This is a genomic window from Cysteiniphilum sp. GTC20157 (genome assembly GCF_055396795.1).
On record NZ_AP044698.1, the window covers coordinates 1,504,030 to 1,529,160 of the forward strand.

General features: G+C 39.4%; 22 protein-coding genes. 3 read left to right on the forward strand and 19 right to left on the reverse strand.

The annotated features are described in order from the left end of the window. Positions 1-160: 160 nt before the first annotated feature. The 4 genes from ACZ5V8_RS06830 to ACZ5V8_RS06845 form a co-directional block, all read right to left on the reverse strand. Positions 161-1,585, reverse strand: a complete 1,425-nt coding sequence (locus tag ACZ5V8_RS06830) for a cryptochrome/photolyase family protein (protein ID WP_464217183.1) — start codon at positions 1,583-1,585, stop codon at positions 161-163. Further along, on the reverse strand, positions 1,582-2,580 hold the full coding sequence (gene hemH / locus ACZ5V8_RS06835; RefSeq protein WP_464217184.1) for a ferrochelatase: 999 nt from the start codon (positions 2,578-2,580) through the stop codon (positions 1,582-1,584). The genes ACZ5V8_RS06830 and hemH overlap by 4 nt, the downstream gene beginning before the upstream one ends. Positions 2,581-2,772: 192 nt before the next feature. Continuing rightward, positions 2,773-4,224, reverse strand: coding sequence for a metalloprotease TldD (gene tldD / locus ACZ5V8_RS06840; RefSeq protein ID WP_464217185.1), 1,452 nt, complete (start codon positions 4,222-4,224; stop codon positions 2,773-2,775). A 12-nt stretch (positions 4,225-4,236) separates the two neighbouring features. Beyond that, positions 4,237-4,860: an L-threonylcarbamoyladenylate synthase gene (locus ACZ5V8_RS06845; RefSeq protein ID WP_464217186.1), complete on the reverse strand. Its 624-nt coding sequence runs from the start codon at positions 4,858-4,860 to the stop codon at positions 4,237-4,239. A 71-nt stretch (positions 4,861-4,931) separates the two neighbouring features. Here ACZ5V8_RS06845 and ACZ5V8_RS06850 point away from each other — a divergent pair, with 71 nt between their 5' ends. Further along, complete coding sequence (locus ACZ5V8_RS06850; RefSeq protein ID WP_464217187.1) at positions 4,932-5,468, forward strand: septation protein A; 537 nt, start codon at positions 4,932-4,934, stop codon at positions 5,466-5,468. Between the two features lie 11 nt (positions 5,469-5,479). Here ACZ5V8_RS06850 and ACZ5V8_RS06855 read toward each other — a convergent pair whose 3' ends face one another. The 3 genes from ACZ5V8_RS06855 to ACZ5V8_RS06865 are packed head-to-tail and all read right to left on the reverse strand — an operon-like array spanning position 5,480 to position 8,038. Next, positions 5,480-6,400 (reverse strand): DNA polymerase III subunit delta' C-terminal domain-containing protein, encoded by a 921-nt coding sequence (locus tag ACZ5V8_RS06855; RefSeq protein WP_464217188.1) that lies wholly within the window; start codon positions 6,398-6,400, stop codon positions 5,480-5,482. Positions 6,401-6,410: 10 nt separating this feature from the next. Continuing rightward, the gene (gene sohB / locus ACZ5V8_RS06860; RefSeq protein WP_464217189.1) at positions 6,411-7,415 is read right to left on the reverse strand and encodes a protease SohB; all 1,005 of its coding nucleotides are present in this window, start codon (positions 7,413-7,415) and stop codon (positions 6,411-6,413) included. Positions 7,416-7,426: 11 nt separating this feature from the next. After that, positions 7,427-8,038, reverse strand: a complete 612-nt coding sequence (locus tag ACZ5V8_RS06865) for a glutathione S-transferase N-terminal domain-containing protein (protein WP_283156695.1) — start codon at positions 8,036-8,038, stop codon at positions 7,427-7,429. Positions 8,039-8,200: 162 nt separating this feature from the next. On the opposite strand from ACZ5V8_RS06865, the gene ACZ5V8_RS06870 reads away from it, so the two are divergent. Continuing rightward, complete coding sequence (locus tag ACZ5V8_RS06870) at positions 8,201-9,391, forward strand: NupC/NupG family nucleoside CNT transporter (protein WP_464218724.1); 1,191 nt, start codon at positions 8,201-8,203, stop codon at positions 9,389-9,391. Positions 9,392-9,661: 270 nt separating this feature from the next. On the opposite strand, the gene ACZ5V8_RS06875 is transcribed toward ACZ5V8_RS06870, so the two are convergent. The 8 genes from ACZ5V8_RS06875 to cgtA all read right to left on the reverse strand — a co-directional run bounded on the left by ACZ5V8_RS06875 (position 9,662) and on the right by cgtA (position 17,432). Next, a complete protein-coding gene (locus ACZ5V8_RS06875; protein WP_464217190.1) occupies positions 9,662-10,606 on the reverse strand; it encodes an Rpn family recombination-promoting nuclease/putative transposase in 945 nt (314 codons plus the stop codon). A 372-nt stretch (positions 10,607-10,978) separates the two neighbouring features. Further along, on the reverse strand, positions 10,979-11,716 hold the full coding sequence (locus ACZ5V8_RS06880) for an MIP/aquaporin family protein (RefSeq protein WP_464217191.1): 738 nt from the start codon (positions 11,714-11,716) through the stop codon (positions 10,979-10,981). Between the two features lie 162 nt (positions 11,717-11,878). Beyond that, positions 11,879-12,805, reverse strand: coding sequence for an ABC transporter substrate-binding protein (locus tag ACZ5V8_RS06885; protein WP_464217192.1), 927 nt, complete (start codon positions 12,803-12,805; stop codon positions 11,879-11,881). Then, on the reverse strand, positions 12,768-13,100 hold the full coding sequence (gene mazF / locus ACZ5V8_RS06890) for an endoribonuclease MazF (protein ID WP_464217193.1): 333 nt from the start codon (positions 13,098-13,100) through the stop codon (positions 12,768-12,770). Before mazF ends, ACZ5V8_RS06885 begins: the two co-directional genes overlap by 38 nt. After that, positions 13,094-13,336, reverse strand: a complete 243-nt coding sequence (locus ACZ5V8_RS06895; RefSeq protein ID WP_464217194.1) for an AbrB/MazE/SpoVT family DNA-binding domain-containing protein — start codon at positions 13,334-13,336, stop codon at positions 13,094-13,096. Before ACZ5V8_RS06895 ends, mazF begins: the two co-directional genes overlap by 7 nt. 64 nt (positions 13,337-13,400) lie before the next feature. Continuing rightward, the gene (gene fumC / locus ACZ5V8_RS06900) at positions 13,401-14,780 is read right to left on the reverse strand and encodes a class II fumarate hydratase (RefSeq protein ID WP_464217195.1); all 1,380 of its coding nucleotides are present in this window, start codon (positions 14,778-14,780) and stop codon (positions 13,401-13,403) included. 220 nt (positions 14,781-15,000) lie between these two features. Further along, positions 15,001-16,383: a LysM peptidoglycan-binding domain-containing protein gene (locus ACZ5V8_RS06905; protein WP_464217196.1), complete on the reverse strand. Its 1,383-nt coding sequence runs from the start codon at positions 16,381-16,383 to the stop codon at positions 15,001-15,003. A gap of 23 nt (positions 16,384-16,406) precedes the next feature. Further along, positions 16,407-17,432 carry an Obg family GTPase CgtA gene (gene cgtA, locus ACZ5V8_RS06910; protein ID WP_464217197.1) on the reverse strand — a complete coding sequence of 342 codons (1,026 nt, stop codon included), beginning with the start codon at positions 17,430-17,432 and terminating at the stop codon, positions 16,407-16,409. Positions 17,433-17,578: 146 nt separating this feature from the next. Between cgtA and dnaX the strand changes: the two genes are divergently transcribed. After that, positions 17,579-19,543: a DNA polymerase III subunit gamma/tau gene (dnaX, locus tag ACZ5V8_RS06915; protein WP_464217198.1), complete on the forward strand. Its 1,965-nt coding sequence runs from the start codon at positions 17,579-17,581 to the stop codon at positions 19,541-19,543. Positions 19,544-19,594: 51 nt separating this feature from the next. Here dnaX and tsaB read toward each other — a convergent pair whose 3' ends face one another. The 4 genes from tsaB to lipA form a co-directional block, all read right to left on the reverse strand. Further along, positions 19,595-20,257, reverse strand: a complete 663-nt coding sequence (gene tsaB, locus ACZ5V8_RS06920; RefSeq protein WP_464217199.1) for a tRNA (adenosine(37)-N6)-threonylcarbamoyltransferase complex dimerization subunit type 1 TsaB — start codon at positions 20,255-20,257, stop codon at positions 19,595-19,597. After that, on the reverse strand, positions 20,257-22,104 hold the full coding sequence (gene glmS / locus ACZ5V8_RS06925) for a glutamine--fructose-6-phosphate transaminase (isomerizing) (protein ID WP_464217200.1): 1,848 nt from the start codon (positions 22,102-22,104) through the stop codon (positions 20,257-20,259). Before glmS ends, tsaB begins: the two co-directional genes overlap by 1 nt. Positions 22,105-22,319: 215 nt before the next feature. Continuing rightward, a complete protein-coding gene (glmU, locus tag ACZ5V8_RS06930; protein ID WP_464217201.1) occupies positions 22,320-23,684 on the reverse strand; it encodes a bifunctional UDP-N-acetylglucosamine diphosphorylase/glucosamine-1-phosphate N-acetyltransferase GlmU in 1,365 nt (454 codons plus the stop codon). Between the two features lie 427 nt (positions 23,685-24,111). Continuing rightward, on the reverse strand, positions 24,112-25,098 hold the full coding sequence (gene lipA / locus ACZ5V8_RS06935; RefSeq protein WP_464217202.1) for a lipoyl synthase: 987 nt from the start codon (positions 25,096-25,098) through the stop codon (positions 24,112-24,114). Between the last annotated feature and the right edge of the window lie 33 nt (positions 25,099-25,131).

Consider the following 25,131-nt stretch of genomic DNA (forward strand, 5'->3'; position numbering starts at 1 on the left):
ATTGTCTAGCGCTTTAATGCTTGAATTTAATATAATACCCCAAGAAATTTAATCAGAAATCATCTTTGGCATACACAAAACAAACTGCTTAAGATATATCTACATAAACGCTTGTATTTTGAGGCTTCAAGCACTTAACAAATCAATTTTAATGTCCAATTCATTGCAAATTCTTATAATTTGCCAACGCCTCCTCCCTAGATAGCTTTAGATCAACGATTGGATAAGGGTAATCTTTACCAAGAGTAATCTCAGCACTTTGCAAGACATCCTCAGGGGCTAACCATGGAGAGAACAAGTACTTATTCGGAAGTTTACTCAATTCAGGCACATAACGTCGAATATACTCACCCTCACCATCAAACTTTTGTGCTTGAGTGACTGGGTTAAAGATGCGAAAAAAAGGAGCCGCATCGGCGCCACTTCCTGCAACCCATTGCCAATTAGCACTATTATTGGCTAAGTCGGCATCAAATAAACAATCCCAAAACCATCTGGCGCCATGGCGCCAATGAATATGACAGTTCTTTGTCAGAAATGAGGCGACTATCATTCTCACACGATTATGCATAAATCCAGTTTGCCAAAGCTCGCGCATACCCGCATCAACAATCGGTATACCTGTTTGACCTTGTTGCCATGCGGTTAATAATCTCTTATTGTCTTGCCATGGATAATGATCAAACTTTTGCTGCCAATTGTGATCACTCAATTGTGGATAATGGTAGAGCAAGGCATAATTAAACTCGCGCCATATAATCTCTGATAAATAGCATTGCTTATTATCGTTATCACACGCTATCTGGTGTAGTTTGTCCCAGATAATATGTGGTGAAATTTGTCCAAAATGCAAAAAAGGCGCAAGCTTAGACGTTGCATTTAAGCTTGGAATATTACGATTATGCTGATAATTATCTAAAGATTGCTCAACAAAACAATCTAAATAACGATGCGCCGCTTGCTCACTAATTTGCCAATGCGCTAATACATCATTTGCCCAATGGTGTTCAGGCAGTAAGTGTAAATCTGACAACTGCAGATTGCTCACTTTAACTTCAGCCAAATAGTCTTGTATCTTTTTAAAAATATCCAATGCCGCTCTTGGTGGCATGACTTGCAATGCTTGGCGTTTGAATGCGCTAAAGACTTTGTAAGGTTGACCATTACCCTTTAATACCTCCCAGGGCTCCCACAATAAACTGGCATTAAAACTATGCACATCTATCGCTTGTGTTTTTAGTTGCGTCTTGATGTGTTTATCTCGCGTGATCTGCCATGGTGTATATAAGCGATTCCAAAATACCTGCTTAATATCATAGCGATCAATAAGCTCTGCAATGATCCTGCTAGGGTCTCCTATAAAAAATTGTAGTCGATGATAAAGTGTCTGATTTAATGATTGCAATGCATAGTGAAGCCATACTTTGCTTGCAGCACCGATTTGCCAGTCTTGTGAAGCATTATCATCAAGAATATAAATCGGCAAAACCACACCACTTTTTAGTGCTGCATTAAATGCTGGATTATCGATAATTCTGAGATCTTGGCGAAACCAAAAAAGGACTTCTGGTTTTTGCAGCGTCATGAATATTGCTCACCAATAATCGTTTTTAACATATTGATATGTTCATCACTATCATTCAAGCACGGGATAACGGCATAATGCTCACCACCGGCATTTAAGAATGTCTCACGTTCTGTCTCTTTTAACTCTTCTAGCGTTTCCAAGCAATCAGCAGCAAACCCCGGTGCCATTACGAGCACATTTTTTTTGCCTGCTTTAGGTAAGTTCGCTAACACTTCTGTTGTATAGGGTTTAAGCCACTCCTTCGGTCCAAAACGCGATTGGAAAGACAGTTGAATATTTAAGTTTGTTTCACTAAGTGCACGTTTAAGCAACTCAAAGGTTCGTAAACAATGCGCTTGATACGGATCACCTTTTTGTACACATTCCAGTGGAATACCATGAAATGACAATAACAACACATCAGGCGTGAAATCAATCGTTGCTAAGTAATTTATGACACTTTGTTTTAAGGCATCAATATAAGCAGGATGCTCATAATACGGAGCGACACTAACAATATTTGGCTGATAACGCATCGTTTGTAACACACGAAAAACCTCATCATAAACTGAGGCTGTAGTTGTCGCTGAGTACTGCGGATAAAGTGGCATAATAGTGATGTCAGTGATACCTCGAACACACAAAGCTTCAATCTTTGCTTTAATCGATGGCTGACCATAACGCATTGCAAAGTCAACGATCACCTCATTGCCTAACTTATCGGCAAGTTTGTGTACCTGAGCCTTCGTGTAATGCATAAGCGGTGAGGCGTTATCCTCTTCAAACCAAACTTTTTGATAAAGCTTGGCCGTTTTCGGTGAGCGAAATGGCAAAATAAACAAACGTAAAATTGGCTGCCAAATCAAAGGTGATGCTTCAATCACGCGCCTGTCAGACAAGAATTCTTTTAGATATTTGCGAATATCCTTGACTTGATATGAATCAGGCGTTCCTAAATTAACCAACAATATCGCTTTCTTAGATCTCTTGATTGTCTTTTCGTCATTGCTCATATTCTTTACCTCACACATTTTATCTGCATTATGTATTATCAAACCAACACGAGACTAATTAACCATTTACAAGGTGTTATTTACTGAGGTTATATACTTTTCCTATTCCCCTCTTTGCAAGATGGTTGGCAGCCGTAGGTTGACGGGGTGTTTATAAAATCATAATTTCTTTAAAAAGATGCATAACTTCAATTATTCACAACCACCAACAGTTATTTCATCGATCTTTAGACTGGCTTGCCCAACACCGACAGGCACAGACTGACCATCCTTACCACAAACACCAATGCCTTTATCCAAAGCAAAATCACTGCCAACCATTGAGATTTTCTGCATCACTTCAGGACCATGACCAATCAAAGAAGCGCCTTTGACCGGATGCATAATTTTACCATTTTTGATTAAATATGCTTGATCCATTACAAATACAAATTGCCCTGAGGTAATATCCACTTGTCCACCATTAAAATGCGTGGCATAAATCCCATGATCAATACTTTGGATCATATCTTCAAAATCATCCTCACCTGGCAACATATACGTATTGGTCATTCTAGGCAGTGGTAGGTGTGCATAGGATTGTCTTCTGCCATTGCCTGTTGCTGACACACCAAAAGCTTTAGCTGAAATTCTATCGTGCATATAGCCTTTTAAAATACCATTTTCAATCAATATCGTTTTCTGAGTTGGCGTCCCTTCATCATCAAAGTTAAGTGAGCCACGACGATTGGCAATAGAGCCTTCATCAATCACCGTGCATTTTTCTGAGGCAACTTTTTGCCCGATTTTACCGGAGAAATGTGAGCTTTTTTTGCGATTAAAGTCGCCTTCCAAACCATGCCCTACCGCCTCATGCAAGAGTACTGCCGGCCAACCTGATCCAAGCACCACTGGCATTTTGCCACTCGGAGCGGGCTTTGCGTCAAGGTTAGTTTTAGCCCCCTTATAAGCTTCATCAACATAAGACTTCCATAGATTATGCTCAGTGAAATAATGATAGTCATAGCGTCCACCACCACCGGCTGAGAAGCTTTCACGTTTCTGATTATCTCCGTCAACCATAATCAAACTGACATTCATACGCACCAAAGGTCTTACATCCATCACACATAAGCCATCGGTATTTAAGATCAATACCATTTCCATATTCGAGGCAATGGAAACCGTGACTTGCTCGATATTGCTGTCTAATGACTTGGCATAATCATTAATTTGGTGAAGTAGTGCAATCTTATCTTCTGCAGGCATGCTATCCAATGGTGATACTGTCGGATAATGGCGAATAATGTGTGGGGTGTTAAGTTTTTTAACCTTATAGAGATTAGCACTATCTTTTAATAAATAAAGTGCGACTCTAATGAGTTTCTCAATGGTATTAGGATGAAGATCGTCAGCATAAGCAAAGCCCGTCTCACCATTAAATACGGCTCTGACACCAATACCTTGCTCAATACCAAAGCTGCCATGTTTAACGACACCATCATCTAGCATCCAGCTTTCAGAAATGATCTTTTGCAAATATAAATCACCAAAATCAATTCGCTTTTGGCTTAATAAATTCAGCAAGCCTTTTAGTTTTTCCAAGCTTAAATCAAACGGCTGTAATAACTGTTCATTAATAATACTGTAATATTGATCCTGCATTTTTTTCCTAAATTATTCAAATATACTGATATCACCACTGCCTACACGCAATATTTCCACAGGGACTTCGGTCATATCAATAACCGTTGTCGGTTCATAACCACAATAGTCAGACTCTAAAATATAATCAATCATCTGCGCACACGGTTCATTAGCAAAGTCTTCACTGTAAACAAGCGCATTATCCTGATCTGGCAAGATAAATGTGGTACTTAATAATGGCTCGCCTAAAGCCTCACTTAACATCAAAGGCACGGGATGATCCGGCACACGAATACCAACCGTTTTTTTGCTTTTGTTTAACATTAAACTTGGCACTTTACTCGTTGCCTGCAAAATAAAGGTATATCCTCCAGGTGTTGCCCTTTTGAGTAAACGATAAGCACTATTATCGACCTTGGCATATTGCGCAATCTCAGATAAATCACGACAAATAATTGTGAAATTATGCTTATCATTTAAATCACGAATCTTCTTTATTTGCTGCAGTGGTTTTTTCAAGCCCATCTTGCATCCCAAGGCATAGCCTGAGTCTGTCGGATAAGCAATGACCTTACCCTCTTTCAGTGCATTAACAATTTCTGCTAATACCGCCTTATTCGATGAGTAAGGATTTATTTCAATGTATTGGCTCATAGCAGCTTCTTACTTTATACTGGTCGCGAAAATTTGTGCTAAGTGTACCACTAACCCTCTCTGGAGAGAACATGAAGAAACTGCTTTTTGACTTTTTCCCTATTATCATTTTTTTTGTCGTCTATAAAATGTATGACATCTACACCGCAACAGTCGCACTGATTATTGCCACGGCAATTCAGCTAACCTATGAAGTTATTCGCTATCGCAAGGTCTCAATGATGCATGTTGTCACGTTTGTATTGGTTTTAATCCTAGGTGGAGCCACCGTTTACTTCCATGATGAAGCGTTGATCAAATGGAAAGTCACGATTGTGAACTGGTTATTTGGCGTGATTTTTATTTTTTCAACCTATTTGATGAGAAAGCCTATTATTCAGCGCCTAATGGAAGAAAGTATTGAATTACCACAAAAAATCTGGAAACGCCTTAATAATATCTGGGGTGTATTTTTCTTGTTTTTAGGGGCGATTAATCTCATTGTTGCTTATAATTTCTCAACGGATATCTGGGTCGACTTTAAACTCTTTGGCATGCTGGGGATTACTTTTGTCTTTGTTATTGCTCAAGGTATTTTTCTTGCCAAGCATATTGATCATAAAAAATAATTGCTCTTAAGTTACACACTCAACTCAATTAGAAAACGTTCAATCGCTAACTGTTTGTTAACATTATAGTGCTTACCTTCATAGCCTTTAAGCTTTAATAGCCGCTGATAAAAACCATATAACGCAATATGATCATAGCGCTTAATCAATCCTTCTAATAATGCCTTTTGTTCTTGTGTTAGCATAGCTTGCGATAAGTCCAAACGATAATAATAAGCATCGATCAGTAAACTGGTTAACCAATAAATCGCATCCTGATAATAGACATTGATATCAATGCTTAATGCCAAGGGTGATAACTGTCCTTGAATGACTTGTATCAGCTCTTTGCGTAATTGCCAGAAACTCTTATCTGTCTTAATGCGATCAATCACCCGAAGATCGGCCTTACTAATGGCTAGTGCTTTGGCAATATCCTCATCACTCATTTGATATTTTTGCGCTAAATACACCTTTTTTTGCGCTAATGTCAACGCCAGATCAAATACTTGTACGCGCGAGCGTAATGTGGGCATAATCCACTGTAATTGATTGGTTGTCATCAGAAAATAAGTATTCTCTGGCGGCTCTTCCAAGCTTTTTAATAATGCATTGGCGGCTGACGTGTTCAACGCCTCAAGCGGACAAAGGATGACCACCTTGGCTTTAGCGCCATGACTTGTCAGATAGATGCCTTCTAATAGATTTTTGATCTGATCAATTTTGATTTGTCCATCATCTGATTTTAGATAAAAAACATCAGCAGCTGTCGCAAGATCATCTGCAATATCATGCTCCAATAAAACAGAAGTCAGTTTAGTCAATAATGGCTCAAGTGGTAGATGATCGACATTATTTAATAAAATCCCGTGCGCCAGACGATTTTGCGCTAATGATGCTTTGATTTGCTCAACAAAATCAGCGTGAAAAACGCTTAGATCAATATCAGACATCTAGAGACACTCATGGTCCAACACGTTGAAAGACTTTCAATGCACTATGGCACATGTTCGATAGTTTTGATTTTTTTGTTTTGTATTCAATATTGAATAACTTTAATGATCCCGATTGGTATTTATCCAACAAATAGGCATCACTTGTTTTAAGCGCATCAACTAAATTTAGCTCAAGGGCAGACTGTCCAAACCAGTATTCCCCCGTTGCCACTTTCTCAATATCCAAGTCCGGTCTAAAGTGCGCGATATGTTCTTTAAAGAGTTTATGTACTACTTCAAGCTCTTCTTTAAATTTCTCACGTCCCTCGTCGGTATTCTCACCTAGCATCGTCAAAGTACGTTTATATTTGCCCGCGGTATGCAGCTCAACATCCACTCCTTTATCGGTAAGAAGGCGGTGAATATTTGGCATTTGTGCCACGACACCAATCGAGCCTACAATGGCAAAAGGTGAAGCAATAATGGTATCAGCAACCGATGCCATCATGTAACCGCCGCTGGCTGCCACTTGATCAATCACAGCTGTTAACTTAAGATTAGCCTCTTTAATACGTGCTAGTTGCGCGGCTGCTAAACCATAACCATTAACTGCCCCTCCTGGACTTTCTAGGCGAACAACAACTTCATCATTTTTATTCGCAATCTGCAAGATAGCATTAACCTCTTCAGCTAACGCTTCACTTTGCGAGGCTTTAATGTCACCTTTAAAATCAATAACAAAAACATTACTTAAATCATCATGTTGCGCTTTGTGCGCAAGCTTTAGCTTTTCTTGATTGGCCTTATGCATTTTTTTAAATGCCGACTTGCTTAACACTTCATGCGCTAGCTGTTCTTGACGCTGTTGATAAACCTCATTTAATGATTTAACAACAAGTTGCCCTTTTTTGTTACTCGCTTTACCCTTTAATGACAAAGCCAAGATAAACCCAAAGGCAATGACGATGGCAATAACAATCGTTGCTGCCTCAAGCACAAAAAACAAATAATTAATGGCATGATCTGCCCACATACGATGAACTCCTAGTGACGACGGTAAACTTTCTTAACCTGTTTTGGTAATGTGCGTTGAAATGATTCACGCGCAAAAATACGCTCAGCATATTTTGTGATATCCCCTAATGATTCATCAAGTGGGATGCCTTGTGCCGGCAAGGCATGCAATAATGCCGCCAGTGAGCAATCCGCCAAAGTCATTGAATCTGACATAAAAAATTCATTTTCTGAAAAGATCGGTTCAATCGCTCTAAAGCTATCAACCAATGCCACCTTCGCTTCTTCAACTTTTTTCTGATCCGTACCGCACAAAATGAAGTTAAGCAATGAATACCACTCACGATCAATTCGTGTCATCGCCAAGCGCGTACGTGCACGCTCAACCGGATAGTTCGGCAGCAATGAAGGTGCTGGATAACGCTCATCAATATAAAGCATTACCACCTCAGGATCATAAATGACATAGTCACGCTCTTTTAAAATGGGTAACGTTCCTTCAGGGTTTAATTCTAAAATCATTTCTTTATCAATGATTTCATCCAACTCAACCACCTTGAAACTCATACGTTTTTCTTCCAAGGCAATACGCGCGCTATGCGAATACGGGCAATCTTTTTTTATAAAAAGTGTGATATACATGAAGCAATTATTATCTATAAAACAAAATGATAGACAATGGTAAATGGTTCGCGCTAGTTGGTCAATTGCTTCAATTTGAAATTCGTAAATTACATGACATTTTAATTCAAAAGTATTAAGATGCGCCCGTTTGCCTAAAACTAACCAAAGGGGAGTCATCATATCATGCTAAAAATTCTACATTTTTTACTGGCATTGATCATCGTTGCGGTCATTTTATATTTTGCTAGCATGAATCGTAAGAACATTAAAGCACGTTTTATCGTTCAACTGATTATTATTGAAATTATTGTTGCCTATTTCTTATTAAAATCTGCCGTCGGCGCTGATATTATTATGTTCATTTCCAGTGGCTTTGATTATGTCATGCAATACGCGATGGAAGGTACTAAGTTCGTGTTTGGTTCTGTCGTTCCTGAAAATTTCGTATTTTTCTTTAACGTGTTAATGCCAATTGTCTTGGTATCGGCTTTAATCGGTATCTTGCAATACTTAAAAGTCTTACCACTTATTATCCGCGGTGGCGGCTGGCTTTTGTCCAAAATCAACGGCATGGGTAAACTTGAATCTTTCAATGCACTAAGCTCACTGATCTTGGGACAATCTGAAAACTTTATTGCCTATAAGAATATTCTATCTGAAATTTCAGAACGCAGAATGTACACGATGGCAGCCACAGCAATGTCCACCGTGTCTTTGGGCATTGTTGGTTCATATATGCAAATATTAGATTCTAAATACATCATTGCGGCGTTGATTTTAAATATGCTCAGCACCTTTATCGTCTTGCATATCTTAAACCCCTATGACTACTCAAAAGAACAAAGCTTTGAGGATATGAGCTTACACGCTGATAAAAAACAAGCCTTTTTTGAAATGCTTAGTGAATACATCCTTGATGGTTTTAAAGTTGCTATTATTGTTGGTGCAATGCTTATCGGTTTTATTGCATTATTGGCAATGCTCAATGGTATCTTTAACGGCATCTTTGGCATTACCTTCCAAACACTATTAGGCTATGTGTTCTCACCAATTGCTTGGCTTCTTGGTATTCCGAGCAATGAAATTGTCCAAGCTGGCGGCATTATGGCAACTAAGCTTGTCTCTAATGAATTTGTTGCAATGTTATCATTAAAAGATCAACTAGCACATTTCTCAACGCATAGCATTGCAATTATCTCGATCTTCCTTGTGTCATTTGCTAACTTTGGCTCCATTGGCATAATCGTTGGCGCGGTTGCGGCTCTAAATGGCGAGCGTGCTAAGTTTGTCTCACGCCACGGTTGGCGCTTAGTCTTTGGTGCTACTATGGTTAGTTTCTTGTCAGCGCTAATTGCTGGGTTAGTGCTTTAGCTCACGCGGGATATATACCCATCTACACCTTTAACACGCTTAATATGCTTTAAATAGTGCCTGAAAGGAAATAGCGATATTTTACATTTGCAGCGCAACGCATGGGCTAATATTTGACCAAAACTTAATTGGGGAGGTAAAAGTTATGTTGCGCATGGAAACTCAAGATAGGGTTACAGACAATCCCATACGCTCATCTCTCATTAAGGATGGCATTGTCTTAAAGTTGAAAGCAATTGAGACCACGATCGTGGTTAAAAAAATGGTAATTTAGTGTTGAGTCTTACTGTCTATTTCATTTCTTAATTTCAATATAGTATCAAGATCAAGTCCTGTCACTTTTGCAACTTTATCGCTAGAGTCGCCAAAAGCTAGTAGGTTACGTGCTGTTTCTTGTTTGCCTTTTAATTCACCCCGTTCTACGAGTTGTTGTGCTGCTGTCATAACGAAAGTTTCCTCTTCATTTAAGGTTTCTTTATATTCTTTAATCATCGTGTCTGCTGAGGTTTCCCATGATCGCAATGCATACATCCACCAGTCACGTCTTAATTCAATTTTAGTGCATTTCTGCAATCCTTGCATTAAGTTTTTGATGACACTATCATCAACCTGTTCATCAAAGGTATGCTTTAAAGCAATTTCAAGACCAGAGATCTCACCGTGATCCAGCAACTCTTCATCAGCTGATTGTCGATAATCGATCAAAATCGGCTTTAGAAAATACTTTTGCGCTAATTCCTGATGCTCAAAATTTTCAATAATATCAGTTGGATAAGGGTATGGTGAAGGCTTGCCATGATATGCAAGAAAACTTACAACTAAAGGGTATTTGTCTGGTTTTTCAGTTTCGACAAAATCTTTCAGTGCTGATATATCATATAATGCATTACGCAAAGGATAGTGCTTATCTGGTGTGCTTTGATGCTCACTATGGGCAATTAACAACACTTCGGCATTGTCATATGTTTCGCAACTATAAACAATATCGCCGATTTCTTCCTTTAACTGCTCAAATAGATTTGCATCTTTATCAGGGTCAATATTGTATTGCAGTATGATAAGGTTACGAATAAACGCGCCACTCATTTGTCTTAATTTCAGAGTTGAAAAATTAAGCTTCTTTTTAATGTCTTCGGGCAAATAGATTTCACATGCCACTTTAAACATATTTGGATCTGAGAAAGCTTTACGAAATTGTAGGTCGTGAGCACCCATAAGGTTTGCCTTAGTGGTTATGCAATCGATCAATTATAATGGATATAATACTATCACGAATAAGTAGTGTAATCATACCAAAACAGATAGGGTAACAGGCAATTCCATACGCTCATCTCTCATTAAGGGTGACATTGCCTTAAAGTTGAAAGCAATTGCTACATTTATTGATGGGAAAAATCACTGAAAAAAGAAGATTGAAATGCTTAAGCATATCTGACAAAAATCGCATTTGAAAAATAGGCAAATGTCAGGTCGGGTCTAAACTTCTACACCAAATATGAGTTGCAATTTCTATTGACCTCAACGCCCGAATTACTCTCTTATATCTTTATGCAGCACCTTCCCTCTACTACCAACCAAGCAATGATATTAAAACATAAACAAACGAATGAATACAAATCCAAGGATTGCTCCTGCTAAGGGGGCTAATATAGGCACCCATGCATAGCTCCAGTCACTGGAGCCTTTGCCTTTAATGGGTAGCAAAGCATGCGCAATTCTTGGCCCTAAGTCACGTGCCGGATTAATCGCATAGCCCGTGGGACCTCCTAAAGATAAACCAATCCCCCAAATCGCAAAACCAAAAACATAAGGTAATGAGCCATTGGCAAAGGGTAATTGATTACCATAACTAATCAATGCGCCAACAAATACAATAAGTAAAGTGGTTGCAATTAATTCCGTTACAAAATTGCTGCCCTTGTGACGCATCGCCGGATAAGTTGAAAACACCATTAATTTAAAATGTGCATTATCGGTATATTGCCAATGTGGATAATACGCAAGCCAAACAAGAACCCCTCCTAAAAAGCAGCCAATCACTTGTGCAATCCACAGTAACAGCACTTGACCAAATGATGGGTAAATACCACCTAATAAATATTTGGCTAAGGTGACCGCAGGATTAATATCCGCTTGTGGTGAGCCAGCCGCTTGAGCGACAAACACGCCCATCATCACCGCAAATCCCCAACCTGCGGTAATAACGATCCACCCGCTATTTTCTGCTTTGGATTGTTTTAATAAAACACCAGCAACTACACCGCCACCTAGCAATATCAATACAAGACAACCGAGCATCTCCCCAAAAAAAGCACTATGTAACATAAATCATCCTCCTGTTATTTTCTTGCAGAATAATAGTAAAAGTAACGAATCAAAAATAAGTTGAGTGTCAATCCCTCTCACCCGTGCAGCTTAAGCCGCACAAGCGATCCCACAAGGGGAGAGGTATTAGTTGATGCAACTTATTTATACATCATTACAAAACTAATCTGCGGCGCTTAATATATCACAGATGTTTTTTACACCTGATAATATTTGTGGAGAAAACTGTGATATTCCGTTAGATGGCAGCTGAAACACTTGTTTATTTATGACCGCTTGCAAATCCTGCCAACGCTGCCACATCGATGTTTGGTCATTATGCCATTTAGATGTATTTGATAACATAATAATTACGTTAGGATTACGCTCAACAATGGCATTAATAGTTGTTTGAAAGCTTACTTTATCAATATCTTTAAATACATTAACACCCCCGCATTGCGTGACAATATCATTTAAAACACCACTGCCACCGGCAACAAAAATCGGTTGCGTGGATAGTTGTAATAATACAGTTGGTTTATGCTGCTTTAATACTAGCGTGGCAGATTTTTGCTTAGTGATCGTCCAAAGCTTAGATAAAAAGCTTTTCTGTAATGCAATCCCTGCATTTTTGAGTTGAATACTTACGCCGATATCAGCAAATGATGCGGCTAATGACTCAAGATTATCGGCATTAAAAACTGCCACTTTAATGCCAAAGCGTTGAAGTAAGGCAGTTACTTGCGGCTGCGTTTGCCCCGCCCACGTAATCACTAAATCAGGTGCCAAGCTAATAATCTTCTCCACATTAAGCGCTTGAAAGGAACCAATGTTCTGGTAATTTTCATAGTATTTAGGCTGTCTAGCATAATAAATACTGCCGATAAGTTTGGTATTAACCTGCCCCTTGGTATTCTCTTTCGTTGCTTCTTTAATTACATCATGGATAATTGCTGTGGTATTGGGTGATAGTGAGACCACTGTAAAGGCTCGAGTTGTATTGGCATATAGAGATTGCAGTGGTAATAAAATAAAAATAACAAAGAATAAAAAAAGCAAATAACTATCATTAAAACGGTAAAATGGCTTTAATCTTATCGCAAACATCTTCCAACTCAGCAACGGAGATTCTCCCCTTAAATTTTGCATTACGCTGTTGCCAATCTAAACTTTTGATTTGATCTGACAATATCACACTTTTCTTTTCACTAGCAATAGCAACTTCAAATGGATACCCCTTAATTTTAGTTGTCATTGGACAGCAGAGCATCAAACCTGTTTTAACATTATATGCTTTTGGACTAATCACCAACGCAGGACGGTGTCCTTTTTGTTCACGCCCCATTTGTGGGTCAAAATCAAGCCAAACAATATCACCGGCATCAGGGACGTATCTCACCATTTCTCATTACCTATCTCACGCCCAAAGTCAATTTCAGATTGCATATTTTCCTCTGTAATTCCAGCAAGCAGGTCATTTAATATATATTTTTTCTTCTTCACAGGCTCAATGATAATACGCCCCTTATCCTCAGTAATATTGACCTCAGAATCAACATCAATCGAAATTGATTTCATTAAACTAACTGGTAGTCTGATTGCCGCGCTATTTCCCCATTTTTTTACATAAACTTGCATTATTTATCCTCAAAAAACTTAATGTATCTACATTGTAGATCGCAAAAGCAAATAACTCAATAAATTAAACCATTTTATACGGATCAACCACTTGATCAAACTCAGACTGTGATAGAAACTTCAATACCTGATTCGCTTCACTTAATGACGTATCATGCTCATCGGCATAATGGGCTAATTGTGATGCTTTATCATAACCGATCACTGGACTTAATGCCGTTACGAGCATTAAAGAATTACGCAAATACTCATTGATCTTTTTCTTGTTCGGTTTGGTACCCTCAAGTAAAAACCGTGTAAAGTTGATTGAGCAATCCGATAAAAGATTAATCGATTGCAAAATATTATAAATCATCATCGGCTTATAAACATTCATCTCTAAATATCCGGCACTACCACCAATGGTTACCGCCACATCAAGCCCAAAGACTTGCGCACATGCCATCGTCATTGCCTCGCACTGTGTTGGGTTGACCTTGCCTGGCATAATTGAAGACCCCGGTTCATTAGATGGAATAAGCAATTCATGAAATCCCGCCCGCGGTCCACAGCTTAAAAGGCGAATATCATTGGCAATTTTAAATAATGAATTTGCCAACACTTTGATCTGCCCCATCAATGCAACCAATGCATCATGTGAGCCTTGTACGGCAAATTTATTATGTGCTGAGACAAATGGCAATCCCGTAATTTTAGCAATATATTGACACGCTTTTTCATCAAAGCCATTTGGCGCATTTAAGCCCGTACCCACGGCAGTGCCACCAATCGCTAATTGATAAACATCTACTAAAGCATGCTCCAAACGGGCGATATCCTGCTGTAGTAGTTCAGCATAGCCTGAAAACTCCTGCCCCAAAGTTAATGGTACTGCATCTTGCATATGCGTGCGCCCAATTTTGACAATGTTGTCCCATTCTTTAACTTTTCTTGTTAACTCTTTATGCATAAGCTTAACCGCAGGAATTAATGTTTTCTTAACCGCCACTGCTGCTGAAATATACATCGCTGTAGGAAAAGTATCATTTGAAGATTGTGACATATTCACATGATCATTGGGATGAATGGGCATTTTGCTACCAAGCTTGCCACCTGCGATTTCAATCGCCCGATTTGAGATCACTTCATTGACATTCATATTTGATTGCGTGCCACTACCGGTCATCCATACATGCAAGGGAAATTGATCTTCATGTTTGCCATCAATAATTTCATCGGCAACTTGCATAATCAGCGCTTTTTTATCCTCTGGCAAAATACCTAAATCAAAATTTGCCATTGCCGCTGCTTTTTTCAAAATGGCAATTGCTTTAATCACCTCATGTGGGATTAGCTCCTGCCCAATCGAAAAATGGATCAACGAACGCTCGGTTTGCGCACCCCAGTATTTACTGTTATCAACTTCGATTTCGCCTATGCTATCGGTTTCTTTGCGTATATTCATTAGCTCAACTCCTATTGATTGGGCGTATGCAATACGCCCCTACGTATTGACTATTACCTCTCCCCTTGAGGGAGAGGTCGTGCGGCTTAAGCTGCACGGGTGAGGGGTAATTAAAATGCATATGTTCATCGGATGTATGCAATACGTCCCTACGTATTGATTATTACCTCCCCCCTTGCGGGATCGCTCGTGCGGCATAAGCTGCACGGGTGAGGGGTAATTAAAATGCATAAAATTGAGATAGCTTCTCGATATTACCATTTTGACGAATTTCAAAGCCTAATGCACTGGCTCCATTAAATTTACCAACTGATCCCAGAAGCTCTTCTTGTGTCACATCTTGCGACTCTTTGACATTAATGCTGTTTAAATTATTATACGCTGAAATATAACCATCTTTGTGGCTAACAATTACCATTTGTCCATAGCCCCCCATACCGACACCTGCATATAGCACACTGCCTGTGGCAGCTGAATAGACTTGAGTACCTTGTGGCACATCAATCTCACGTTGTTGATCAATACCATCCTTATCAAATTTACCCGCCTCTTTTAATGGCCATTGCCATGAAATACCGGCAACCGTTTTACCAGTTGGTAATGAAGCTTTAGAAGTAGTTGGTTTGATCTTGGTTTTTTCGTCTAGCACAGGTGTTGCAACGGTTGCTGTCGTTGCTTCAGCTGTTTTACTCGTTTTATTTATTTTATTTGTTTTGCTTTTTTTGCTTTCTTTATTTACTTCAACTGTTTCAGTCTTAACTGATTTGGCTTTGACCACCGACTCATGCACTTCACTTTTGATTGCCACAGTGCTTGGTTCAGCTGATGAATGATGCTCAGGTGCAACAACACGCAGCTTTTCACCAACGTAAATCATACTCGGCTCTTTGATATCATTCCATGCCTGAATATCAGATAAGCTCACGTCATTGGCAACCGCAATCTCAAGCAAAGAGTCACCTGATTGCACAATATAAAACCCAGTTTTACTTTTGGCAATATGATGTGTCGCAACACTTACATTATCATCATTGTGCGCTAAATCATGCATATCGAGCTCTTTATCCTGATTAATCGCTTTACCTTGCGCATTTACTGCCTCAGGTGATGACTGCGCACTTTGGGTTTGCGCTACAGGAGCCGCACTAGGATCAATCACAGGGATATTACTTAGATGTTGGTTAGAGGCATTAGCCGACCCTGTGACGGCCGAAACTTTAGAGCCTGTGCCAATTGAACTAGCAGCCATTGCCGGTCCATTGCCCATGGGTACTAATACACCATCTTGGTATGTATACGTCTGCCCATCACGCCGAATTTTCTCACCCGGCAAAGGCCCCACACGAATCGTGGTTCCAGGTGTGAGCACATAAGGCGATTTAAGCTTATTCCATAAGATAAGTGTTCTCTCAGTGACATTAAAGCGCCGTGATATATCATATAACGAATCACTCACTTGTACCGTGTAATAGGTTTGCTGTGTTGGGATATTGGTTACTGGCGCACTTTGCTGTTGACCATTAAAGAATTGATTAATTGCACTGCAGCCTGACAATACAAGAACTGCCGTGCTTAATGCGACTATTTTTTTTATTTTTTTCATCACATAAGCTCCTTTGAGAGGATCTATTTCCAAGAGTCCTTTGACGTTAGCATTGTCATAATTTTTTGCAACATTTTTTCGGTATTCTGCCCGCTCATTCCGGAAATAAAGAAGTAAGGCTCATTTTTATTCCAACCAATGCCTTGCAATATATGATCACAGATTTCATCAACTTCATTTTGAGGTAATTGATCAATCTTGTTGAGCACTAACCAACGTGGTTTTTGGTACAATGCTTCACTGTATTTTTTAAGTTCATTCTCAACTTTATGATAATTCTCAATCGGGTCTGAGCCATCAACCGGTAACACATCAACCATATGTAACACACACTTGGTACGTGTTAAATGCTTCAAAAACTTCAAGCCAAGACCGGCACCTTCAGCAGCTCCCTCGATAACCCCAGGAATATCTGCAATAACGAAGCTTTCATATTGCCCAACACGCACAACACCTAAGTTAGGATACATTGTGGTAAATGGATAATCAGCCACCTTTGGCGTTGCTGCAGACACTGCACGAATCAATGTCGATTTACCTGCATTGGGCAAACCCAATAAACCAACATCAGCTAACAGTTTAAGCTCTAAGCGAATCTCAAAAGATTCACCCTCTTCACCATAGGTAAACTGTCTTGGCGCCTGATTGGTGCTGCTCTTGAAATGAACATTACCAATACCGCGTCGCCCACCTTGTGCAAGCTTTAACACATCACCATCTTTAAGTACTTCACCGACTTTTTGATTGGTGGTTGCCTCATAAGCAATCGTGCCAACAGGAACGATAAGATATAAATCCTCACCCTTTTTACCGGCACACTTCTTGCCTTCACCAGGTTTGCCACTTTGCGCTTGGTAATTACGCTGATAGCGATAATCAATCAATGTATTAACATTCTCATCTGCCAACATAAATACACTGCCGCCATGCCCGCCGTCACCACCATCAGGTCCACCTTTTGGGACATATTTCTCACGACGAAAACTCACACAACCATTGCCACCCTTTCCCGCATGCACGGTAATCACGGCTTCATCTACGAACTTCACAGTAACCCTTTTTATCTTTACTATTTACGCCGTCTATGATCCAAGAATTTCACAAAAATGTACAGCATAAAAACTGATAAACTCACTGTGCATTAGGCAAGGTTGTCGTTATACTAGTTGGTAATTTGAGTTAGCAAAGTGCACAGATGTCTTATCAGGTTTTAGCCCGCAAATATCGCCCTAAAAACTTCTCCGAAGTTGTCGGTCAACAACATGTTTTAAATAGCTTAATCCACGCATTGGATCAAAATCGCTTACATCACGCTTATCTTTTCAGCGGAACCCGAGGTGTTGGTAAAACATCCTTAGCGCGGCTTTTGGCAAAATCAGTGAATTGCTTAAATGGCGTATCCTCCCACCCTTGTGGTCAATGTGAGCATTGTCTTGCTATTGAACAAGGTCGCTTTGTTGATTTGATTGAAATTGATGCGGCTTCGCGCACAAAAGTTGAGGATACGCGTGATATTCTAGATAATGTGCAATATATGCCAAGCCAAGGTAAATACAAGATTTATCTCATTGATGAAGTGCACATGTTGTCACAACATAGCTTTAACGCATTACTTAAAACACTTGAAGAGCCACCTGAGCACGTTAAGTTTCTGTTAGCAACAACTGATCCACATAAACTCCCCATCACGATTTTATCTCGCTGTTTGCAGTTTAACTTAAAACACTTAAGTGAGACGCAAATTGAGCAAAAACTCGTTGACATTCTTGGACTTGAAACAATTGCCTTTGAACAAAATGCGTTAAAAATTATCGCCCATGCTGCTGATGGTAGTATGCGTGATGCACTGAGTTTAACCGACCAATCGATTGCTTATAGTAAAGGCGAAATTCTAACGCATGCTGTGCAAACGATGCTTGGCATTGTTGATAAAGACATGATTGATAAACTGGTTATTGCATTATTAGAGGAAGATACTCATGCCATTATTGACTATTCAGATGAAATCATTCTCGCGGGTAAATCGCCTCAATCGGTATTAAACGCTCTGGCAGAATGTTTCTATTACGCAAGTCTCACTGGCTTTAGCTATCAGAATTTATCAAGCACCCCCTGCTCAGATGAAATTCTTAAAACCATATCAGAACATTACAGTAAAGATACATTACAACTTTATTATCAACTGACGATTAAAGCCAAAGAAGATATTCATTTAGCCCCAAATACCCAATGTGGATTAGGTATGGCACTATTACGTTTGTGCGCTTTTTCACTGGATTTACTGCCCGCATCACATACGGCAAACAAAACGCCACCACTGACAAATACAAAAACAGTATCAAGCTTAAACAAAAAACCTGATTTAAGCGCACTTAAAAAAGCACTTGCAGCGCCAAGTAAACCCCATTCTGTTAGCCAATCGAATGAATCAACTGTTATTGCGCCTGTTACGGATAAAACTATAGCACCAAACCTTGTGACAGAAGGTGAAGCACTTAATAAATCTATCAAGCCAATTATTGTTGAAGAGTCAAACCCCAGTATTAACCACGCAACAATTGAAGTAGAAGCAGTAGATAATCATAAAGCTACGGCACAGAGTGACACTATTGTTGAAAACACTAATAATACAAGAGCAATCAACAATAGCAAAAATAGCAAAAATAGCAAAATTGATTGGTATCACCTAAGCCAAAGCCTTGGACTTAAAGGCACAACATTACAAATTGTCTTAAACTCAAGTTTGCTTGATAACACCGATAATATCTATACATTACAAACTGCTGATTCGGTTAAAGCACTCATTACAACAAATGCAATTAAGAAAATTGAAAATGCTTTACGCCTTAAACAAGGAGGTAATATCAAGGTGGTTTTTAGCCACTTAAATCAAGAGCAAGTATCTACTAAAGCAAATACTAACGTCACATTAGCTGCAACTAATAAGAAAATCACAAAGCAATCAACCGTAGATGCAGCTATATCACTAGCTGAGCATACTGTTGAAAAACCACAAGTAACACCCGCGCAGGTTATTCAACAGCAAAAGGCACAAGAAATTGATGAAATTTATACATCATTAAAGGAGAATCCTGAAATTCAAAACCTTGAGAAGTTAGGCTTTCAACTCAATAAGGATAATATAAAACTGAAAGGTTAGTTACCTAGCAAAGCATCTAATTGCGTTTGATTTAATTGCCCTTCCTTGAGGTTATAACTTTTTCCACTGAGACGTACCCTGAAGATATATGGGTTGAACAATAGCTTGAGTCTTATGATTTTTCAACTGTTGATAGTTATATCGAATTACATCTTGCAGCAAACTGGCATCTGGACAGTAATCTATGGCATTGAGCGCTATATCAACATTGTTTATCACATCACCGATAATAAACCCTAAATTTTGCTTCTCAATCTCATCATTAAATGCAGCGACTTTCAGACATTTTTCTTGAGTAACATTCATAATCTGCAAGTCTTTATCCCAGACATATTGCCCAAAATACACATCAGACATCCGTGCATCAAGTATGACACTAACATGCTCAGCTTTATAGCCATGATAAGCACTCATCGCAATTGCCTGCATTGATGAAAAACCAACCACAGGACAATCTAGGGTTAACGCCATTGCTTGAATAGCTGCTGCAGCAAGACGCACACCGACGAAGCTGCCTGGACCCACACCATAGGCAAGTAAGTTAATATCTCTTTTTCCTATACCTGCTTGCTGAACTAACTCATCAATCATCGGTAAAAGTTGTTCATTATGCTTGCGCGGGATATGACGCGTTACGCTAAAGCATTCTTTATCATCTGTAAAAAGTGCTACTGAACAATACGCAGTTGATGTGTCAATTGCTAAGATATTCATTACTCAACCGTTACTGACTTTGCTAAATTGCGTGGTTGATCGACATCTGTACCTTTTTGTACTGCCACGTGATAAGAAAAAAGTTGCAATGGAATAGTGAAAATAATCGGTGAGATCACCTCTGGCACACTCTCAATAATAAAAGTATGTTTTGAATCAATATGCAATGACTGACTAATCGCATGATCAACAAACACATAGAGCTTACCACCACGTGCTTGCACCTCTTGCAAATTACTCTCAAGCTTCTCAAGCAAAGCATCATTGGGTGCCACTGCAACAATCGGCATATCTTTATCAACCAAAGCCAATGGACCATGCTTGAGCTCACCTGCCGGATAGGCTTCGGCATGAATATAAGAAATTTCTTTAAGCTTAAGTGCTCCTTCTAACGCTACTGGATATTGAACACCTCGACCTAGAAACAATGTATGATGTTTCTCAACAAAGTCATAAGAAAGCTGTTCAATTTCAGCATCTAATGCCAAGACATTCTTGGCAATTTCAGGTGCTTTTTTGAGTGATGATAAAATATTTTTCTCACGTTCTAAGTTCAATGTTTTTCGTGATTTACCCAAGGCAACAGCAAGTAACAAAAAGCCAACTAACTGTGTGGTAAATGCCTTGGTTGAAGCGACACCCATCTCAAGACCGGCTTGCGTCATAAATACCAAGTCGGCTTCACGCACCATTGAACTATTCGGCATATTACAAATACTCAATGTTTTCATAAACCCAAGCACTTTGGCTTGGCGCAGTGCGGCTAAGGTATCTGCGGTTTCGCCTGATTGTGAAACGGTGATAAATAAGCTATTTTTTGGCACCACACTCTGGCGATAACGAAACTCACTGGCAATATCAACATCAACAGGAATTTGTGCATATTCCTCGATCCAGTATTTAGCAACCAATCCGGCGTGGAAGCTCGTGCCACATGCCACAATTTTAACATGCTCAACATCAGCAAAAAGTGATTTGGCTTCCAAGCCAAACTTCTCAATAATAATCTCATTATCAACACTAATGCAATTAGCAAACGTATCAGCGATTACTTGCGGCTGCTCAAAGATTTCTTTTTGCATATAATGCTTATATTTACCTTTAGCAGCAGCATCTTGAGCTTGGTCTAGCTCTTTAATATCTAAGTTTTTTTGGGCGCCTTCATGATCATACGCTTCTACTTTGTCACGTGTTACAAGTGCCATATCACCTTCATCAAGATAGGCAAAACGATTGGTAACAGGCAACAATGACAAGGTATCAGAAGAGATAAAATTCTCACCAATCCCAAAACCAATCACAATGGGGGAGCCCGAACGCACCACAACGACACTATGTGGATGATCTTCATGCATAACCGCTAGACCATATGCACCTTTAAGCTTCTTAATCACCGCTTGAACATTAGTAATAAAGTCATTTTTAACATTCCAATGATGCTCTAGTAAATGCGCGATCACTTCAGTATCCGTTTGTGATTGAAATGATACACCCTCTGCGATGAGCTGTTCTTTGAGTGACATATAGTTTTCAATAATACCATTATGTACAATCGCAATTTTGCCTGACTGGCTGACATGAGGGTGTGCGTTTTGCTCTGATGGTTCACCATGCGTTGCCCAACGGGTATGCGCAATACCAGTAGAACCTTTAAAACCACTGTCTTTAGCGACTTTTTCTGCCAGCATTTTCACCTTACCTAAAGCACGCAAACGTTCAATTTTACCTTTATTATCTAACAGTGCCACACCCGCTGAATCATATCCACGATATTCAAGACGCTTTAGCCCCTCAAGTAAAATTGCCAATACATTGCGCTCAGAAACCGCACCAACAATACCACACATAATTTTCTCGCTTTTTGTTTATTGGGCATATGCAATACGCCCCTACAGTTCTTTGTTTGTTGGGCGTATGCGATACGCCCAACATAGTAATAATTCAAAAATAAGTTGAACTTCAATTACACCCCTCACCCGTGCAGCTTAAGCTGACGACCTCTCCCGCAAGGGGAGAGGTATTAGCTGGTGCAACTTATTTTTGATTCATTACATAGTATTTGCTACTTTTTAACCGGTCGCTGCCAACCTGGGACAACGGTCTGCTTATTCATTCGATTAATCGTCAGTTTTCCTTCAGGCACATCCTTGGTGATCGTTGAACCAGCAGCAATATTAGCACCATCACCAATATGAACAGGTGCAATCAACTGACAATCAGAACCAACAAATACATCATTGCCAATCATCGTTTGATGTTTATTAACACCATCATAATTACAGGTAATGACACCGGCACCGATATTACAGTCATAACCTACCGTACTATCACCAATATACGTTAAATGGTTGGCTTTACTTCCCTTGCCAATCGTTGCTTTTTTAATCTCAACAAAGTTACCAATATGCGCACCCTCATCCAATACACTGCCTGGGCGAATACGCGCAAAAGGTCCAACAACAGCACCGGCTTTAATATCAGCACCATCGATAATAGTATTGGGTTTTATCTTAACATTATTACCAATCACACAGTCTTTTAAGATGCAATTAGCGCCAATCACACAATCCTCGCCAATGACAACATTGCCTTTGATCAATACATTGATATCCACCCACGTATCAGCACCGATATCAACAGAACCTCTCACATCAAAACGACTAGGATCTGCTAAAGAGACACCTTTTGCCATCACACGCTCTGCCACCGCTTTTTGCCACATTCTTTCAAGTTCTGCCAATTGCGCACGCGTATTAACCCCTAAAATCTCGAAGTTATATGCTGGATGTGCGGCGCGAATATTAACTTTATCACGACAAGCAAAGGCAACGATATCGGTTAGATAATACTCTTTCTGTTTATTGTTATTTTCAATGGCAGGTAACCATTGGTGTAGGTGTTTACCGCTAACACAATAAATACCGGTATTAATCTCTTTAATCTGGCGTTGAATGTCAGTTGCATCCTTTTCTTCAACAATCGATTCAATTTCACCAAAGCGATTACGTAAAATTCGCCCAAGTCCCACAGGGTTATCAAGACTTGCTGTTAAGATGCCTAGGTCATCAACACGTGTCACTTCAATCAAATGATTAAGGGTATCAAAAGACACTAAAGGCACGTCACCATAGAGTATTAGCACTTTGTCTTCTTTATCAATATAAGGTAAAGCCTGTAATACGGCATGCCCTGTACCTAAACGATCGGTTTGCTCAACCCATGTGATTGTTTTATCTTCCAAAGAGGATTGCACCTGCTGACCAAGATGACCTTGCACTATAATGATATTATCTGCTTGCAGTGATTCCACTGTTTCAACAACGTGTCGTATTAAGGTTTTTCCTGCTAATGTTTGTAACACTTTGGATTTTTTAGAACACATGCGTGAACCTTGGCCCGCTGCCAAAATCACTACTGATAATGCCATTTTGTCTCCTTCTAAATATCTTTTTTGCTTTTTTACTTTTTACTATTTGCAAAACTGCTGCGTATTATATACCACTGCTACTGGCTTTTGTAGCATTCTCACAAGATATTCTATAGCTAATGACACCACCTTTCGCTCGATCACCAACCATCCATGGCAGCTTCGCATTGGATCCTCACGCCATCCTGGCTCAGGGTGACGAGTCAGAGGGTGTCATTGCGAGCATGGATGCGTGGCAATCCATTTTATCAGGGATGATAGATTTAAATTTGTTGCAAAGCCTATATTTACAAGCTACTTCTTAAGGTAGTGCCATTAATTCTACAGCTCTTTTACTTTCAGACTTTCTTGATCATTGCTCGGTTGTACTGACAGATAGACTCATCGGCAGATATTAGCATAATTCCTTCTACCATCGATTGAGCAATTACAAATCTAAATTATTACGTTTAAAGACGCGATCAGCACGATAACTTGAGCGCACCATGGGTCCTGAAGCAACTTCAAGAAAGCCTTTTCCCAAACCAATTTGACGATAATCGTCAAACTCTTTGGGTGTGACAAAACGATCGATCGCTAAATGATGTTTTGTTGGCTGCATATATTGCCCTAGAGTTAAAATATCAACCTTTGCAGCACGCAAATCATCCATCGCTTTGAGCACTTCGTCATGTGTCTCCCCTAGACCTAACATTAAACTCGTTTTCGTTAAAATCTGAGGTTTTTGTGATTTGACATATTCAAGCACTTTAATCGTTTGCCAATAGCCAGCACGCGGATCACGTACCTTAGTTGTCAAGCGCTCAATCGTCTCAACATTTTGTGCAAAAACATCAACTTCTGTCGCAATAAGCTTATCAATTGCTTTAACATCACCTTGAAAATCAGGTGTTAAGGCTTCAACTTTAATTTCAGGAATAAGCGCTTTTATTTCATTAATGGTTTGTGCATAATGTGCCGCTCCTCCATCTGATAGATCATCGCGATCTACTGAGGTTAACACGACATATTGAAGTCCCATCAACTTGACACTTTCAGCGGCATTTTTAGGTTCATTAACATCTAGCCAACCTTTAGGATTGCCGGTATCAACCGAGCAAAACTTACATGCTCTTGTGCAAACACTACCCATCAACATAATGGTTGCTGTGCCATGTGACCAACATTCATTAATATTAGGGCACTTCGCCTCTTCGCATACTGTGGATAATTTATGCTTTTTAGTTAATGACTTCACTTGCAAATAGGTCTTCGTTGAATCTTGCTTTGCGACCTTTAACCAATCAGGCTTTTGAATACGAATCTCATTGATTTTCTTATCTTTAATACCATCTTTGACTGCTGAAAAGCCTTGATCTGTTTGGTATTTTTTACCGCTTTCAACTTTTACTGGAATATCGATTAACTTGCTCATATGAGTTATTTTGAATACTTTAAGCGCTTAAAA